The organism is Erythrobacter ramosus (assembly GCF_009828055.1).
Classification (GTDB): Bacteria; Pseudomonadota; Alphaproteobacteria; order Sphingomonadales; family Sphingomonadaceae; genus Erythrobacter; species Erythrobacter ramosus.
Window position 1 is genome coordinate 1 of record NZ_WTYB01000004.1, and the last position, 15,104, is coordinate 15,104.

Here is a 15,104-nt window from a genome sequence, read left to right on the forward strand (position 1 = left end):
ACCTCACGCATCACCTCGCGGCCGAAGTCGTCCTCCGCCCCGATTACGATCCGGTCAGGCCGCTTGAAATCGCCGATCGCTGCGCCTTCGCGCAGGAATTCGGGGTTGGAGACGACCGAGACCTTGTGAGCGGTGCCCGTCACGCGGATGATCCGCTCGACCTCGTCACCGGTGCCCACCGGCACGGTCGACTTGGTGACGATCACCGCATCATTGGCCAGCTTTTCGCCAACTTCGCGCGCGACTTCGTAAACGAAGGTGAGATCGGCATGGCCATCGCCCCGGCGGCTGGGCGTGCCGACCGCGATGAAGATCGCCGCCGCGCCCGCGATCCCTTCACCCAGATCGGTGGTGAAGCTCAGGCGTCCGGCCTTCACATTGCTATCGACCAGCGCATCAAGGCCCGGTTCGTAGATCGGCATGATCCCGGCGTGGAGCCGGTCGATCTTGCTCTGATCCTTGTCGATGCAGACCACGTCGTGCCCGAAATCGGCAAAGCACGCCCCTGATACGAGCCCGACATAGCCTGACCCTACCATCGCAATTTTCATGAGCACCAGCCTCTAAGCGAAATCCGAAAACCGCCCGCGCTTCGATCCGCGAGGTTAGCGAGGCCGGTCGCCATGGAAGACCTCTGCGGCGCCCCCATCGGTTGTACGGGCCTGCAAAATCCGCCGTTGATCGCCCTCAAGCACGAGCGCTGTAAGCACACCCGAGCGAAAAGCGCCAGTGTCAATGCCGATGCGATTGCCGCAATCCATCACGTGGTCGAAAATGGTGTGGCCATGCACCACCACCTTCTCAAGCGGGCCTTCGTGGCTGAGAAAACGCTCACGGATCCAGAGGAGATCGCTGCGCTTCTGTTCGCTCAGCGGCCGCTCTGGATCGATACCCGCGTGAACGAAGACATAGTCGCCCGCGCGAACCATTGTTTCGAATCCGGCGATGTAGTCGCGGGTTGCCTGCGGTACGAGCTTGGGAAGGCGTTCGAAAATCTCCTCCAGCTCCAGCGTCGAGAGCTGCTTGCTCGATAGGCCGTAGCTCAGAATCGTTTCGCGCCCGCCATGCTTGAGGAAGTGGCGCAGGGCTTCGGGCTTTTCGAAAGCGGTAAGGAACATCTCTTCGTGGTTGCCCGCCAGCACCCGGACATTGCGAACCTGCTGCCAAGCGTGGGTGCGGGCCACTACGCCTGCGCTGTCCGGCCCGCGGTCGATCAGATCGCCGAGCACGATGATGCGGTGGTCCAGCCTGGGGGCGGCGACAATCTCGGCCTCGATGGCGGCAATCAGAGCGTCGTAGAGATCAAGCCGCCCATGAATGTCGCCAATCGCATAATAACGCGCGCCATGCGGCACCGCCGGCAGCTTGGGCGGAGAGGGGGGCCTGAAAAAATCGCGCAATCGCTGAAGCATGACTGATGCATTGTTCCGGTTTTGCCAGCCCTATAGGGCAATGCGGCGGGCGGCACCAAGGCCGCCGCCGTAGCAGGTGCGTGCGCATAAGCCCCGCAACGTGACCGCGCAACACACCCACCGACCTGCGCGACGGACGGTGCGAATTCGTCGCCCAGCGGCGCGCGCAGGCCGTTGGTGGCTTGGCTAGTCGAGCGTGAAGCTGACGGTCGTGACGACCCGCACCTTCTTGTACGGGCTGTCGGCTGAACCCCAGCCGCCGGCCTCGCCGTCACGCGCCTCGATCTCGAAATAGCCTTGCGTGGCGTCCTTGATCTTGCCGACGCCTGAGTTGGAATCCTCGGCGAATTGCTGGGCAGAAGCGCGCGCGTCCTTGGTCGCTTCGGCCACCATTTCGGGCTTGATATCGTTCAGCTTGGTGAAGGTGTAGGCCATGCCCGAGCCTTCCTCGAGAAACACGCCGCGCCCGACAAGGTCAAACTGCCGCGCCACGGCCTTCTGCGCGCGGGTGATGTCTTCGGTGCGCAGGGCAAGCCGCTGGCGCACGGTGAAGGTCGTAATGCCCTCATTGGTGAAGCTGGTCACGTTCGCGCCGGTCGGTTGCAGCGCATCGGCGGGAAAGCCCAGCTCCTTGAAGAACGCCTCGATCGATTGCGTGTCGGCGCGCACCTTGGCCTGCGCTTCGGCCAAGCTGGTGGAGGAGGCCGAGTAGGAGATCGTCCAGGTCGCAAGGTCGGCGGTGACATTGCGTTCCGCCAGCCCGCGCACGGTCACGGCGCGCTCGGCATCCTTGGCGCGCAACAGTCCATCACCGAGCAGGTATCCGCCTGCGATCATGCCGACCGCAAGGATCGCCGCCGTGCCGAACCAGCGCGCGGTCGCAGGCTCACGCATGACACCGCTGGCCGCGTTTGCCGGTTGCACTTCGTGATCGTCCATACCATGTTCCCCAAGATGAGTTGATGCGACGAATTGTGCATCAGTGTCGATGAATGGAGTTTGAATGGTTCGCACGCCATCTGGCGCGCGAAATCCTCGCTTACACGGCCTGACGGCCGCATCGCTGCGGACGGCCGGTCGGCCTTGCGGTCGCCAGCGCGACCGAGGGTTGGCATTTTGAAGGGTAATTTATGGTCAAATATCTTCACAGCATGATCCGCGTCACTGATCCGGATTCGACGGTCGATTTCTTCAAGCTGATCGGGCTGGAGGAAGTGCGCCGTTTCGATGTTGAGGCCGGGCGCTTCACCTTGATCTTCCTCGCCGCGTCGGGACAGGCTGGCGTTGCCGAGGTCGAACTGACCTATAACTGGCCCCCCGAAGACGGCAGCGGCGGCGAAGACTACAGTGGCGGCCGCAACTTCGGCCACCTCGCCTACCGCGTCGACAATATCTACGAGACTTGCCAGCGCCTCGCCGAAGCAGGCCACATCATCCATCGTCCCCCGCGCGATGGGCACATGGCCTTCGTCAAATCGCCCGATGGCATCTCGGTCGAATTGCTTCAGGACGGCCATCTCGCGCCGGCCGAACCCTGGGTCAGCATGGCGAATACCGGCAGCTGGTAAGCACCCGACCTTGGCGAGGGTCGGGAGATAAACCCCCAATAAACAAAAGAAATTTTTCGGCCCCGCTTGCACGGCGCGGTTGAGCAAGGTAGTTTACTCCTCTGATTGGGGAGGGGGTCGCCTTGTCCATAACTGAGCCTGGTCTGTGGCAGTGGTTGGCACTGCTACAGCGAGAATTATTGCTGTTCGCCGGGGTGTTTTTCCTGATCGGTGCGCTGGACGATCTTGCGGTTGATGCCGTGTGGCTATGGCTCCGCCTGACGGGTCGGGGCGTGACCCAGAAACGCAGCAGGCTTGCGCTCCAGCATCGCCCTCTGTCCCGGCCGGTCGCCGTGCTGATCCCCGCGTGGCAGGAAGCCGCTGTTATCGGCCAGACTGTCCGCCACCTGCTTGATACCTGGCCGCAGCCGAGCTTGCGCCTCTATGTCGGGTGCTACCGCAATGATCCGGCAACGCTGGCGGCCGCAATGGCCACGGCGCACGGAGACCCGCGGCTGCGACTGGTCATCGTCGAGCGTGACGGGCCGACCACCAAGGCCGATTGCCTCAACCGCCTTTATGCCGCGCTCCTGATTGATGAAGATCGCGCCGGGCAGCGCTTTGCCGGAGTCGTGTTCCACGATGCCGAAGACATGGTCGATCCGGGCGCGCTGGGCCTGCTGGACGAAGCGATCGCAGAGGGCGCGGACTTCGTGCAATTGCCGGTCGAGCCGCTGGTGCCGCATCACCGCGGCTGGCTCGCGCGGCATATCGGCAGCCACTACTGCGAGGAATTCGCCGAAGCCCATGGCAAGGCGCTGGTGGTGCGCGATGCCTTGGGCGCGGGCATTCCGGGCGCAGGCGTGGGCTGCGCCGTCTCGCGCCGCGCACTCGACAGCTTGGTTGAGCGTCACACTGCTGGGGGCGGTGGGGGTCTGCCCTTTGCCAGCGACTCGCTGACCGAGGATTACGAGCTTGGCCTTGCCATTGCTGCGGCGGGCGGCCGCTGCCGCTTCATCCGGGCGCGGGGCGCGGACGGGCGGCTGATCGCGACCCGCGCGTTTTTCCCGCACCGCTTCGATACCGTCGTGCGGCAGAAGAGCCGCTGGGTGCTCGGCATTGCGCTGCAAGGCTGGGACCGGGTCGGCTGGGCGGGCGGGGCGAGCGAATTCTGGATGCGCGCGCGAGACCGGCGCGGGCCGCTGACGGCGCTGGTGATGCTGGTGGGCTATGCGCTGGTGCTGCTGACCGGAGCGATGGGGGTGATCGTCGTGACCGGCGTCGCCGAGCCAGCACCGCTGACCCCGCTGCTCAAGGCGGTGTTGATCGCCAATGCCGCAGCGTTCCTGTGGCGAATCGCGATGCGGTTCGCTTTCACCGCCCGCGAATATGGCATGGGCGAGGGGCTGCGGGCGGTGCTGCGCCTGCCGCTGGCCAACGTCATCGCCATCATCGCCGGACGGCGCGCGGTGTTTGCCTATGCCCGCACGCTTCGCGGGCGCGCGGCGGTGTGGGACAAGACCGAGCATGATGCCCACCCGGCCTCACTGGTTGCCGCTCCGGCGGTGCCATCATGACGGCGCAGAGCAACACGGCGCGCGCCGAAGTGCGCTTTAGGGGCGGACCGCTGGTCATGTTGGTGGTGCTGGTAAGCGGGTGGAGCGCGGCGAGGGCGGTGTGGTGGGAGAATCCGTTCCTGCCCCTCGTCCCCGGCCTCGATTTGCCGCTGCTCACAGCAAAGCCGCCGACCGCGAAGTTCGTCGCAGCGCAAACCTCGCCGCTCCCGCCGCTTGCGCCAGAGCGGCCCGGAGCAGGCGCGCTGCCGATCACCTCAGACGCATTGGGCTGGCGCGCTGGCGCATCCGGGAGCGGCGGAGCGGAAGCCGAGATTGCGGTGGCACTTCAATTGCCGTGGCATGCCGCACCGCGCGATCTGACAGGGGACAGCGCCGTGATTGCCGGAATTGAAGCCGGGCTCCAGACCGGCGATAGCGAATGGCCCGCTGCCGCTCCGTCCCTGCCGATAATTCCCGCCGCGCTCGCCCCTGCCCCGGCCGGGCGCTGGTCGGTCGATGCCTGGGCCTTCTGGCGGCAGGGCTCGAACGCCGCGCCTATTTCGCAAGGGCGGGTGCCGATCTATGGCGCGAGCCAAGCGGGCGCAGTGCTGCAATATCGCCTCGCCCCCGCGTCGCCGCGTGACCCCCGGCTCTATGCCCGCGCCTATCGCGCGCTGGTGCGCAGGGGTGAAAGCGAGCTCGCGTTGGGCGCTTCGGCCCGCCCGTTTGTGCGCGTCCCGCTGCGGCTGGCGGGCGAGGTGCGCTATACCGACGGGGCGTTCAGCGACACGTTGCGCCCGGCCGCCTATCTCGTCAGCGAAATTGCGCCGGTGCCGCTCCCCTATGGCGCGCGGCTGGAGGCCTATGGGCAGGCGGGCTGGGTCGGCGGCCCAGAGCCCACCGGCTTTGCCGACGGGCAAGCGAGCGTGACCGGCGAACTGCGCAAGGTGGCCGGGCTGACCGACAATGCCGTGCGCCTCAGCCTTGGCGTGGCGACATGGGGCGGCGCGCAGAAGGACGCGCAGCGGATCGACATCGGCCCGACCGTGCGGCTGGACGTGATGCTGGGCGAGGTGCCTGCGCGGTTTTCGGTCGACTGGCGTGAGCGGGTGGCGGGCGATGCCGGGCCAGATTCCGGGCTGGCCGCGACCTTATCGACCCGGTTCTGACCTCTGCTGGCCGATCAAGCAGCCGAAACATGCAAAACAGCCGTCTCACCAACAGGAACGCGCTCCCTCTGACTTTCATCGCCTTCGCCGGTGGTCTACCCTCTCGCGCATGGACGTTTACCTGCCCATTGCGAATCTCTCGGTCAACGGCCTCTATATCGTGCTGCTCGGCGGGCTGACCGGGATCCTGTCGGGCCTGTTCGGGGTCGGCGGCGGCTTTCTGACGACGCCTTTGCTGATCTTTTATGGCATACCGCCGACGGTGGCGGCGGCTTCGGCGGCGACCCAGGTGACCGGCGCGAGCGTGTCGGGCGTGCTCGCCCATTCGCGCCGCAAGGGCGTCGACTACCGTATGGGCGGGGTGATGGTCGGCGGCGGGATTGTCGGCGCGCTGATCGGGGCGGGTCTGTTCCGGGTGCTGCAATCGCTCGGGCAGATCGATGTCGTGATCTCGATCCTCTATGTGTTGATGCTCGGCTCGATCGGGATGCTGATGATGCGTGAGGCGGTGAGTTCGCTGCGTCCCGGACTGCTCGGCAAGGCGGGCGTGCAAGTGAAGAAGCGCCGCCACCACCCGCTGGTCGCCAGCCTGCCCTATCGCTGGCGGTTCTATGCCTCGGGGCTGTACATCTCGCCGCTGGCCCCGGCGATCCTTGGGATGCTGGTCGGCATCCTCACCATGCTGATGGGCGTGGGCGGCGGGTTCCTGCTGGTGCCGGCGATGCTCTATATTCTCGGCATGAGCGGCAATGTCGTGGTCGGCACCTCGCTCTTCCAGATTCTGTTCGTGACGATGGTGACGACCATGACCCACGCGCTGACGACCAAGGCGGTCGATCTGGTGCTGGCGGCGCTGCTGCTGCTGGGATCGGTGCTGGGCGCGCAGTTCGGCACGCAGATCGCACTCAAGGCCAAGCCCGAATACCTGCGCCTCGCGCTCGCGGCGCTGGTGCTGCTGATTGCACTCAGGATGCTCTACGGGCTCGGTGTGCAGCCTGACGAAATCTACACTGTGGTTCCGCTGTGAGGGCTTCGCCGTGAGTATGGCAGGGCGGTTGATCCTGCTGGCGGTCGCCTGGGCGACGCTGTCAGCACAGCAAGAACCCATTCTGGTGCCTGCCGTCAGCCAGTCGCGGATCGAAGTGCGGCAAGGCTTCACAGGTGCGCGGCTGCTACTCTACGGCGCGGTGATCGATCCGTCGGCCACAGGGCGGGCAGGCGATTACGACATTGTCGTCGTCCTCAAAGGCCCGACCGAGCCTGTCCGCATCCGCGAGAAGGAACGCATCGTTGGTATCTGGGCCAACGCCGGGTCGAGCGACTTCCGTTCTGCCCCCGCCTTCTTCGCAGTCGCCTCCTCCCGCCCGGTAGGCGAGATTGTCGATGAACGCACAGCGGCGATTTACGAGCTTGGCACGGATTTCATCCAGCTATCGCCGTCCGGCCAGATCGACCCGGAAGAACAGGCCCGCTTTGCGCAAGGTCTGGTCGAATTGCGGCGGCGGCAGGGGCTGTATCAGGAGAACCCGCGCGGGGTCAGCATAGCGGAAAAGGTGCTCTATCAGGCGCGCATCGACCTGCCTTCCAACGTCACCACCGGACGCTATACCGCCGAAACTTTCGCCATCGCCCGCGGCCGGGTGCTGGCGAGCGCGACGGCGCGGATCGAAGTGGTCAAGGCCGGGCTGGAAGGTCAGGTCGTGTCAGCGGCCCAACGCTGGTCGTTCCTCTATGGCCTTGGCGCGATTGCGCTTTCGCTGGGGATGGGCTGGCTGGCTGGACGGTTGTTCGCCCGCGCCTGATGCGGCCTGCGCTGCGCCGGGCCATCGCAATGTTGACGCGATTTTAACCTCGTCCCCTTTATTTCCTGCCTGTTCCAACGGGAGCGACAAGGGAAGGCGCGGATGACCGATCACGGCAGGCAAGATTTCGAGCGCTTCACCGGCCCCAATCCGGCGGGCACGGAAGAGGTGGCATCGGCCCACGCCAACAGCCAGGACAATGCGCGTCTGCCAATCGGCGTGGTGCTCGAGATTTCGGGCTCGGGCTCGCAGATCGCGCTTGATCTTCAGCGGCTCAACGAATGCATGAAGGACGCCGATCCGTCGATCGCGCTGGCCGGACAGGTCGGCAGCCAGATCAAGATCCGCGTCGGCGATTCCTGGCTGCTCGCCAACGTCCGCGACCAGCGCAAGGACCGCCGCACCGATGGCGGGATCATCGCCCATATCGATTTTCTGGGCGAAGGCAGCGAGGAAAAGCTGACCGGCCGCATCAACGGCTTCAAGCGCGGTGTGACCCGCTACCCGATCCCCGGCGCGATGATCTATCCCGCCACCACCCGCGATCTCGAACAGATCTACGCCAGCGATGGCCGCGCCAGCATCACCATCGGCAAGGTCTTCCCGACCAAGGATATCCGCGCAGGCCTCTATATCGACGCGATGCTGGGCAAGCACTTTGCGCTGCTCGGTTCGACCGGGACCGGCAAATCGACCAGCGCCGCGCTGATCCTGCACCGCATCTGCGAAGCCGCGCCCAAAGGTCACATCGTGATGATCGACCCGCACGGCGAATATGCCGCTGCGTTCCGCACCACCGGGCAGATCCTCGACGTTTCGAATCTGCAAATGCCCTACTGGCTGATGAACTTCGAAGAGCATTGCGAGGTTCTGCTGTCGAGCAGTGGCAACGAACGCCAGGTCGATGCCGATATTCTCGCCAAGTGCCTGCTGGCTGCGCGGTCCAAGAACCGGCTGGCGCAGACGATGGGCAAGATCACGGTGGATTCGCCGATCCCCTATCTGCTCAGCGATTTCGGCAACATCTTGCAGGACGAGATGGGCAAGCTCGACAAGGCGACCTCGTCCGCGCCCTTTATGCGGATCAAGGGCAAGCTTGACGAGATCAAGGCCGATCCGCGTTACCAGTTCATGTTCTCAGGGATGCTGGTGGGCGACACGATGGTCGAATTCATCGGCAAGATCTTCCGTATGCCCGGTCACGGCCGCCCGATCTCAATCATCGACGTGTCGGGCGTGCCGTCCGACATCACCTCGACCGTGGTGGCGGTGCTGTCGCGCCTTGTGTTCGACTTTGCGATCTGGAGCCGCGACGAAAAGACCCGTCCCGTGCTGCTGGTGTGCGAAGAAGCGCACCGCTATGTCCCCAATGAGAAGAATGCCGATGGATCATCCGTCGGCAAGATCCTCAGCCGGATCGCCAAGGAAGGCCGTAAATACGGCATCAGTCTGGGCCTGATCACCCAGCGCCCGTCCGACCTGGCAGAAGGCGTGCTGTCGCAGTGCGGCACGATCATCTCGATGCGTCTCAACAACGACCGCGACCAGGCCTTCGTGCGCGCCGCTATGCCCGAAGGTGCGCGCGGGTTCCTCGATTCGATCCCGGCGCTGCGTAACCGCGAATGCATCATCTGCGGCGAAGGCGTGGCGATCCCGATCCGCGTGACGTTCGACAATCTCGAGGAACACAAGCGCCCGGCTTCTGAAGACCCCAGCTTCGTCGAACTGTGGAGCAAGGACGGCGGCGAAGAAGAACTGGTCGAGCGCGTGGTGATGCGCTGGAGAAGCCAGGGTTGATGTCTCGCTTCGTCATTGCGAGCGAAGCGAAGCAATCCATGAACTGATCTCGCCCAGAGCGGCATCCTTCGTCCATGGATTGCCACGTCGCCTTCGGCTCCTCGCAATGACGAGGGGTTAGGTGCCTCTGGTATCCCCGTACAAGTGGATATGCATCCGGTCGCTCATGCGGAAGCCGTGCTTGAGGCACAGGTCTGACAACCACACCTGCCGAGCGCGCAAGGTCGCGCTGTCGGTGCCTTCGGCCATCAGGAACACTTGACCGGGCTTGAAGCGATAACGCTGCTGAAGCGCCAGAACCTCTTCGACATCCTCAGGCGCCGCGATCACGAACTTTAGGAAAGCGCGCGGGTCGCTCGCCCAAGCCTCCAGTCGCTCAGGGATCAGCGCAAGGTCGGCCGGGTTGCCGCTATGCGCCAGTTTCGGGCTGACATTATATTGATCGACCCGCACATCCAGCCGCGCGGGCGGGGCGACGGTGCCGTTGGTTTCGATCTCGACGCTGATGTCGGGCAGCAGCGCCAGCATCTCAGCCAGCGCGCCCGCCTGAAGCAGCGGCTCGCCTCCGGTGATGACGAGGCGCTGCTGCCCCAGCGCGGCGATCCGCTCCGCCGTGTCCGCCGGCGAGAGCGTCACCTGATTGGCCTTGCGTTCGAACGCGATCCCGTCGCGATGTGGCCGGTTATCGCCCTCGAACCGCCACGTATAGGCCGTGTCGCACCAGGTGCAGGCTAGGTTGCAGCGGCTGAGTCGCACGAAGGCGACCGGCAGCCCCATGCTCGGCCCTTCACCTTGCAGGCTGGCGAAGATCTCCGGCCCGCCGGTGTCGTCCGTGGCGAGGGTGAGGTTCACCTCACCCCAGCCGCGCCAGCGCTGCCGTCAGCCGCTCGACCTCGCCTTGATGGTGCGCGAGATCGGCGCGGGCCTTCTCGACCGCTTCGGGCTTGGCCTTTTCGGCGAAGGCGGGGTTGGAGAGGCGGCCGTCAAGGCTCTTGGCTTCCTTCTGCGAGGTCGCCAGTGCCTTTTCGAGCCGCGCCTTTTCCGCCGCGATGTCGATGATCCCTTCGAGCGGGATGATGAACACATCGCTCCCGGCGGTCACCTGCATGGCGGGGCCAGCGGGGGCCTCGCCAATGGTCACCGGGGTCAGGCGGGCGAGGCGCTCAATCGCCGCGCTGCTGCGCTCGATGGTGCGCGTTGCCACGTCCGAGGGCGCGGCAAGGAACGCCGCCAGCTTCGCGCCGGGCGCGATGCCGAGTTCGTTCTTCGCGCTGCGGGTGTTGGTCGTAAGGTCGATCACCCAGTCAATCGCGTCGGTCGCCTCTTTCGAGACTTCCGCTTCGGGCGCGGGCCATTGCGCGAGGATCAGCTCGCAGGGCCGCTCACCCAGCTTGTGCCACAGCTCTTCGGTGATGAAGGGCATGAAGGGGTGGAGCATCACGAGGATCTGGTCGAGCGCCCAGCCAGCGACCGCGCGGGTTTCCACGGCAGGCGGACTGTCCGCGTCCCCGGCGAAGACCGGCTTGATCAGCTCCAGATACCAGTCGCAGAACTTGCTCCACGTGAACTGGTAGATCGCGTTGGCGGCAGCATCGAAACGCAGGTCGGCCATAGCGCGCTCAATTTCGGTCACGCAGGCGGCGACCTCGCCGATGATCCACTGGTTGGCGGCGAGGCGGGCTGCCGGGGCCTTCACGCTGGCCGAGGCGCCGATGCCGTTCGACTGGCAGAACCGCGCCGCGTTCCACAGCTTGGTGGCGAAGTTGCGGTATCCCTCGACCCGCTTCTCATCCATCTTGATGTCGCGGCCCTGGCTTTCCATCGCCGCCATGAAGAAGCGCAGCGCATCCGCGCCGTACTGGTCGATGAGGCCGAGCGGATCGACCACATTTCCCTTGGACTTTGACATCTTCGCGCCGTCCGCCGCGCGCACGAGGCCGTGGAGATACAGCGTGTCCCAGGGCTTCTGGCCCATGTTGTAAAAGCCCATCATCATCATCCGCGCATCCCAGAAGAACAGGATATCGAAACCGGAGATGAGGAGGCTGTTGGAGAAGTGCTTGTTCAGCAGCGGCGCGTTGGCGTCCGGCCAGCCGAGCGTGGCGAAGGGCCACAGCGCGGAGGAGAACCATGTGTCGAGCACGTCAGGATCTTGCCTTATAAAGACAGTCGATCGTGCATCGTTAGATCGGGCGACAAACCCACCGTCAATTTCCCCGTCGGGGAGGTCGAAAACGATATCATAATCTTCTGGGTAATACTCGCGAGCTTGCTCAATCGCCTGCTCGCGCGTTGCTGCGACAAAAATCTTGCTGTCGCGGGCCGTCGCAGCAGTTGTTGCTTCATCACCCGAGTCAAAGGCTATCAGATTCTCAACCGTGGCGCCAAACCACGCCGGAATCCGGTGCCCCCACCACAGCTGGCGCGAGACGCACCATGGCTGGATGTTCTCCATCCAGTTGAAGAAGGTCTTCTCCCACGACTTCGGCACGATGCCGATATCGCCCGAGCGCACCGCTTCGATGGGCTTCTTGGCGAGCTCCGCCGCGTTCACATACCACTGGTCAGTCAGCCACGGCTCGATCACCACGCCGCCGCGGTCGCCAAAGGGCGTTGCGATCTGGCGGGGTTCGGCGTCGTGCTCGACGTCTTCGCCGTCCTTGGACTTGGTGATGTGCGGGATGAGGTAGCCCTGTTCCTTCATCCGCGCCACGACCAACTCGCGCGCGCCGTCAACACCGTCACGCTTGAAGCGGTGGAGGCCGAGGAACTCCTCAGGCACCAAGCCATCCGCCGTCTGGCAGACGTTCGCTTCGGCATCGAGCATGTTGAGCATCTCGGCAGGCGCAAACCCGGCGCGCTTGCCAACTTCGAAGTCGTTAAAGTCATGCCCCGGCGTGATCTTCACGCAGCCTGACCCCAGCTCCGGATCGGCGTGTTCGTCGGCGATCACCGGAATGCGGCGGCCGGTCAGCGGCAGGATCACGTGCTTGCCGACGACGCTGGCGTAGCGTTCGTCCGCCGGGTTCACCGCCACGGCCATATCGGCGAGCATCGTCTCGGGCCGGGTGGTGGCGACTTCGAGATAGTCGCGCCCATCGGGCAGGGTGACGCCGTCCGCGAGCGGATAGCGCAGGTGCCAGAAGCTGCCCGCAATCGTCTGCGTTTCAACCTCAAGGTCGGAAATCGCGGTCTTCAGCTTGGGGTCCCAGTTCACCAGCCGCTTGTCGCGGTAGATGAGGCCATCGTTATACAGATCGACGAAAGTCTTGATCACCGCCTTGGTGAAGTGCGGGTCCATCGTGAACTGCTCGCGGCTCCAGTCCATCGAGCAGCCGAGGCGCCGCAGCTGGTTGGTGATGGTGCCGCCGCTTTCGGCCTTCCATTCCCACACCTTCGCCACGAAATCCTCGCGGCTGTAATTGGTGCGCTTGTCCTGCTGCGCTTCCAGCTGGCGTTCGACCACCATCTGCGTCGCGATCCCGGCGTGGTCGGTGCCGACCACCCACAGCGCATCCTTGCCGCGCAGCCGCTCGTAGCGGATCACCACATCCTGCAAGGTGTTGTCGAGCGCATGGCCGATATGCAGCGAGCCGGTCACGTTCGGCGGCGGGTTGACGATGGTGAAGGCCTCGGCATCGGGCCGCTCGGGCCGGAACAGGCCGTTCGCTTCCCAATGGGCATACCAGCGCGCCTCGATTTCGGCGGGGTCGAACGTGGTGGGTAGAGTGGGTTGCACAGTGTCGCTCATGATGCCCCGCGCCATGCCAGCACCTATGTTGCGATGCAATGATGGAAGCCACTTGCGGTTCGCCGCGAGAGCCTTGCCGGGGGCGAAAAATCTCCCCATAGCTTCAATCCGATGCAGGACGCCGCGCAATATACGCTGGAGGAAGCAGGCGCGGATACCGCCCGGCTGGTGCTGTCAGGGCGGTTGACGCTGGCCAACATTGGCCCGATCGAGCCCGAACTCAAGCGCATCACCGGCCCGCTCTCCAGCATTGATCTGGCTGCCGTCGAAGAGATCGATACGGTCGGCGCCTGGGTGGTGTGCCGGCTTGCACGCGAACACAACTGCGACATCACCGGCGCGAGTGAGGCGGCCGAGCGGCTGCTCGCCGCCATGCGCGGGATCGACGCGGGGGGTGGTACGCGCGCGCGCCGTCTGCCCGTGTGGGAACGCGTGCCGATGGCGCTGGGCGAAAAGGTGTATGGCGCGCGCCGCGGCATTTACGGCGTGGTCGGCTTTTTTGGCCAGATCCTGCTCGGCGGGGCGAGCCTGATCCGGCACCCGGCCCGCTTTCCGATCAAGGCGCTGGTGCACCAGATGGAGCTGGTCGGCGTGACCGCGCTGCCGATCATCGGGCTTATGAGCTTCCTGATCGGGATTGTTATCGCGCAGCAGGGCTCGGTCCAGCTTGAACAATTCGGCGCGGAATCGCTGACGGTGAACCTTGTCGGCCGCATCACCTTGCGCGAACTCGGCGTGCTGATGACCGCGATCATGGTCGCGGGCCGATCCGGCAGCGCCTTTGCGGCGCAGATCGGGACGATGAAACTGACCGAGGAGATCGACGCGATGCGCACCATCGGCGTCTCTCCGATCGAGGTGCTGGTGATCCCGCGCATTCTGGCGGCGACCTTCATGATGCTGCTGTTGGGCTTCTATGCCTCGCTGATGGCGATCATCGGCGGCGCCGTAGTGGGCGACCTGACACTCGGCATTCCGTTCGTCACCTTCCTGCTGCGCATTCAGGAAGTGGTGCCGACGCATGACCTGTGGGTCGGGCTGATCAAGGCTCCGGTGTTCGGGCTGATCGTGGCGCTGGCGGGCTGTTATCACGGGATGCAGGTGCGCGGCGATTCCGAGGAAGTGGGCCGCCGCACGACTATGGCTGTGGTCTCGGCGATCTTTGCGGTGATCGTGCTCGATGCGTTTTTCGCGGTGTTCTTTACCGAAATCGGGTGGGGCTGAGCGATGGCGGGCGACATTCATCAGGAAGACGCGAACTTCCCGATCGTGATCGAAGGGCTGGTCAACCGCTTCGGTGATGTGACAGTCCACGAAGGGCTCGATCTCAAAGTGCGGCGCGGCGAAATCCTTGGCGTGGTTGGCGGCTCGGGCACCGGCAAATCGGTGCTGATGCGCTCGATCATCGGCTTGCAGCGGCCCAGCGAAGGGCGGATCGATGTTCTTGGGCGCACCATCACCGAGCTTGATCTGGAACAGGGCATCGGCGTGCGCCGCCGGTGGGGCGTATTGTTCCAGGGCGGGGCGCTGTTTTCGACGCTGACCGTGGGCGAAAATGTCGAAGTGCCGCTCAGGAAGTACTATCCCGATCTCGATCAAGCGCTGCGGACCGAGATCGCGCGCTACAAGGTGATCCTCACCGGCCTGCCCGAAGATGCGGTAGCCAAGTTCCCGTCCGAGCTTTCGGGCGGCATGAAGAAGCGCGCAGGCCTCGCTCGCGCTTTGGCGCTCGATCCTGAATTGCTGTTTCTGGACGAGCCGACCGCCGGGCTCGACCCGATCGGGGCGGCCAAGTTTGACCGGTTGACCCGCGAACTAAAGGAAACTCTGGGCCTTACCGTGTTTCTTATAACCCATGATCTCGATACGCTTTACGAGATATGCGACCGGGTGGCGGTGATTGCCGAAAAGAAGATCATCGCCGTCGGCACCATCCCCGAACTGATCGCGACGAAGCATCCGTGGATCGAGGAATATTTCGGCGGCCCGCGCGGCCGCGCTGCTCATGACGCGCACCTCAGGAGCCAGGAATGAGCCGGATAGTAATGGACAAGCGCGCCGCCCGCGCGT

General features: G+C 64.6%; 13 protein-coding genes. 8 read left to right on the forward strand and 5 right to left on the reverse strand.

All coding sequences use genetic code 11. The features are described from left to right. The 3 genes from GRI59_RS14010 to GRI59_RS14020 form a co-directional block, all read right to left on the reverse strand. Positions 1 to 551: nucleotide sugar dehydrogenase (locus tag GRI59_RS14010; RefSeq protein ID WP_160761876.1), on the reverse strand; the 551-nt coding region annotated here is incomplete at its 3' end. 54 nt (positions 552 to 605) lie between these two features. Beyond that, positions 606 to 1,412 carry a metallophosphoesterase gene (locus GRI59_RS14015; RefSeq protein WP_183363755.1) on the reverse strand — a complete coding sequence of 269 codons (807 nt, stop codon included), beginning with the start codon at positions 1,410 to 1,412 and terminating at the stop codon, positions 606 to 608. A 186-nt stretch (positions 1,413 to 1,598) separates the two neighbouring features. Continuing rightward, positions 1,599 to 2,306, reverse strand: coding sequence for an SIMPL domain-containing protein (locus tag GRI59_RS14020; RefSeq protein WP_237440869.1), 708 nt, complete (start codon positions 2,304 to 2,306; stop codon positions 1,599 to 1,601). A gap of 236 nt (positions 2,307 to 2,542) precedes the next feature. On the opposite strand from GRI59_RS14020, the gene GRI59_RS14025 reads away from it, so the two are divergent. From GRI59_RS14025 to GRI59_RS14050, 6 genes are all read left to right on the forward strand, one after another. After that, entirely contained in the window at positions 2,543 to 2,980 is a 438-nt protein-coding gene (locus GRI59_RS14025) for a VOC family protein (protein WP_160761878.1), read from the forward strand. Between the two features lie 122 nt (positions 2,981 to 3,102). Further along, the gene (locus GRI59_RS14030; protein WP_160761879.1) at positions 3,103 to 4,536 is read left to right on the forward strand and encodes a glycosyl transferase family protein; all 1,434 of its coding nucleotides are present in this window, start codon (positions 3,103 to 3,105) and stop codon (positions 4,534 to 4,536) included. Beyond that, the gene (locus tag GRI59_RS14035; RefSeq protein ID WP_160761880.1) at positions 4,533 to 5,684 is read left to right on the forward strand and encodes a hypothetical protein; all 1,152 of its coding nucleotides are present in this window, start codon (positions 4,533 to 4,535) and stop codon (positions 5,682 to 5,684) included. Before GRI59_RS14030 ends, GRI59_RS14035 begins: the two co-directional genes overlap by 4 nt. 109 nt (positions 5,685 to 5,793) lie before the next feature. Further along, entirely contained in the window at positions 5,794 to 6,711 is a 918-nt protein-coding gene (locus GRI59_RS14040) for a sulfite exporter TauE/SafE family protein (protein WP_160761881.1), read from the forward strand. Positions 6,712 to 6,727: 16 nt separating this feature from the next. Further along, entirely contained in the window at positions 6,728 to 7,486 is a 759-nt protein-coding gene (locus tag GRI59_RS14045; protein WP_160762029.1) for a TIGR02186 family protein, read from the forward strand. Between the two features lie 102 nt (positions 7,487 to 7,588). Further along, positions 7,589 to 9,283: an ATP-binding protein gene (locus tag GRI59_RS14050; protein ID WP_160761882.1), complete on the forward strand. Its 1,695-nt coding sequence runs from the start codon at positions 7,589 to 7,591 to the stop codon at positions 9,281 to 9,283. Between the two features lie 117 nt (positions 9,284 to 9,400). Here the strand turns inward: GRI59_RS14050 and GRI59_RS14055 are convergent, their stop codons facing one another. Next, positions 9,401 to 10,135 (reverse strand): radical SAM protein, encoded by a 735-nt coding sequence (locus tag GRI59_RS14055; protein WP_160761883.1) that lies wholly within the window; start codon positions 10,133 to 10,135, stop codon positions 9,401 to 9,403. A 1-nt stretch (position 10,136) separates the two neighbouring features. After that, complete coding sequence (locus GRI59_RS14060; RefSeq protein ID WP_160761884.1) at positions 10,137 to 13,034, reverse strand: valine--tRNA ligase; 2,898 nt, start codon at positions 13,032 to 13,034, stop codon at positions 10,137 to 10,139. Positions 13,035 to 13,145: 111 nt separating this feature from the next. On the opposite strand from GRI59_RS14060, the gene GRI59_RS14065 reads away from it, so the two are divergent. Then, positions 13,146 to 14,258 (forward strand): ABC transporter permease, encoded by a 1,113-nt coding sequence (locus tag GRI59_RS14065; RefSeq protein ID WP_160761885.1) that lies wholly within the window; start codon positions 13,146 to 13,148, stop codon positions 14,256 to 14,258. A 3-nt stretch (positions 14,259 to 14,261) separates the two neighbouring features. Next, positions 14,262 to 15,068: an ABC transporter ATP-binding protein gene (locus GRI59_RS14070; RefSeq protein WP_160761886.1), complete on the forward strand. Its 807-nt coding sequence runs from the start codon at positions 14,262 to 14,264 to the stop codon at positions 15,066 to 15,068. The last annotated feature ends 36 nt before the right edge of the window (positions 15,069 to 15,104 follow it).

Bases quoted from the DNA above. Each gene is read 5' to 3' on its own strand.
- GRI59_RS14015 (WP_183363755.1), bottom strand. From the start codon at position 1,412: ATGCTTCAGCGATTGCGCGATTTTTTCAGGCCCCCCTCTCCGCCCAAG.
- GRI59_RS14020 (WP_237440869.1), bottom strand. From the start codon at position 2,306: ATGCGTGAGCCTGCGACCGCGCGCTGGTTCGGCACGGCGGCGATCCTT.
- GRI59_RS14025 (WP_160761878.1), top strand. From the start codon at position 2,543: ATGGTCAAATATCTTCACAGCATGATCCGCGTCACTGATCCGGATTCG.
- GRI59_RS14035 (WP_160761880.1), top strand. From the start codon at position 4,533: ATGACGGCGCAGAGCAACACGGCGCGCGCCGAAGTGCGCTTTAGGGGC.
- GRI59_RS14040 (WP_160761881.1), top strand. From the start codon at position 5,794: ATGGACGTTTACCTGCCCATTGCGAATCTCTCGGTCAACGGCCTCTAT.
- GRI59_RS14045 (WP_160762029.1), top strand. From the start codon at position 6,728: ATGGCAGGGCGGTTGATCCTGCTGGCGGTCGCCTGGGCGACGCTGTCA.
- GRI59_RS14050 (WP_160761882.1), top strand. From the start codon at position 7,589: ATGACCGATCACGGCAGGCAAGATTTCGAGCGCTTCACCGGCCCCAAT.
- GRI59_RS14060 (WP_160761884.1), bottom strand. From the start codon at position 13,034: ATGAGCGACACTGTGCAACCCACTCTACCCACCACGTTCGACCCCGCC.
- GRI59_RS14065 (WP_160761885.1), top strand. From the start codon at position 13,146: ATGCAGGACGCCGCGCAATATACGCTGGAGGAAGCAGGCGCGGATACC.
- GRI59_RS14070 (WP_160761886.1), top strand. From the start codon at position 14,262: ATGGCGGGCGACATTCATCAGGAAGACGCGAACTTCCCGATCGTGATC.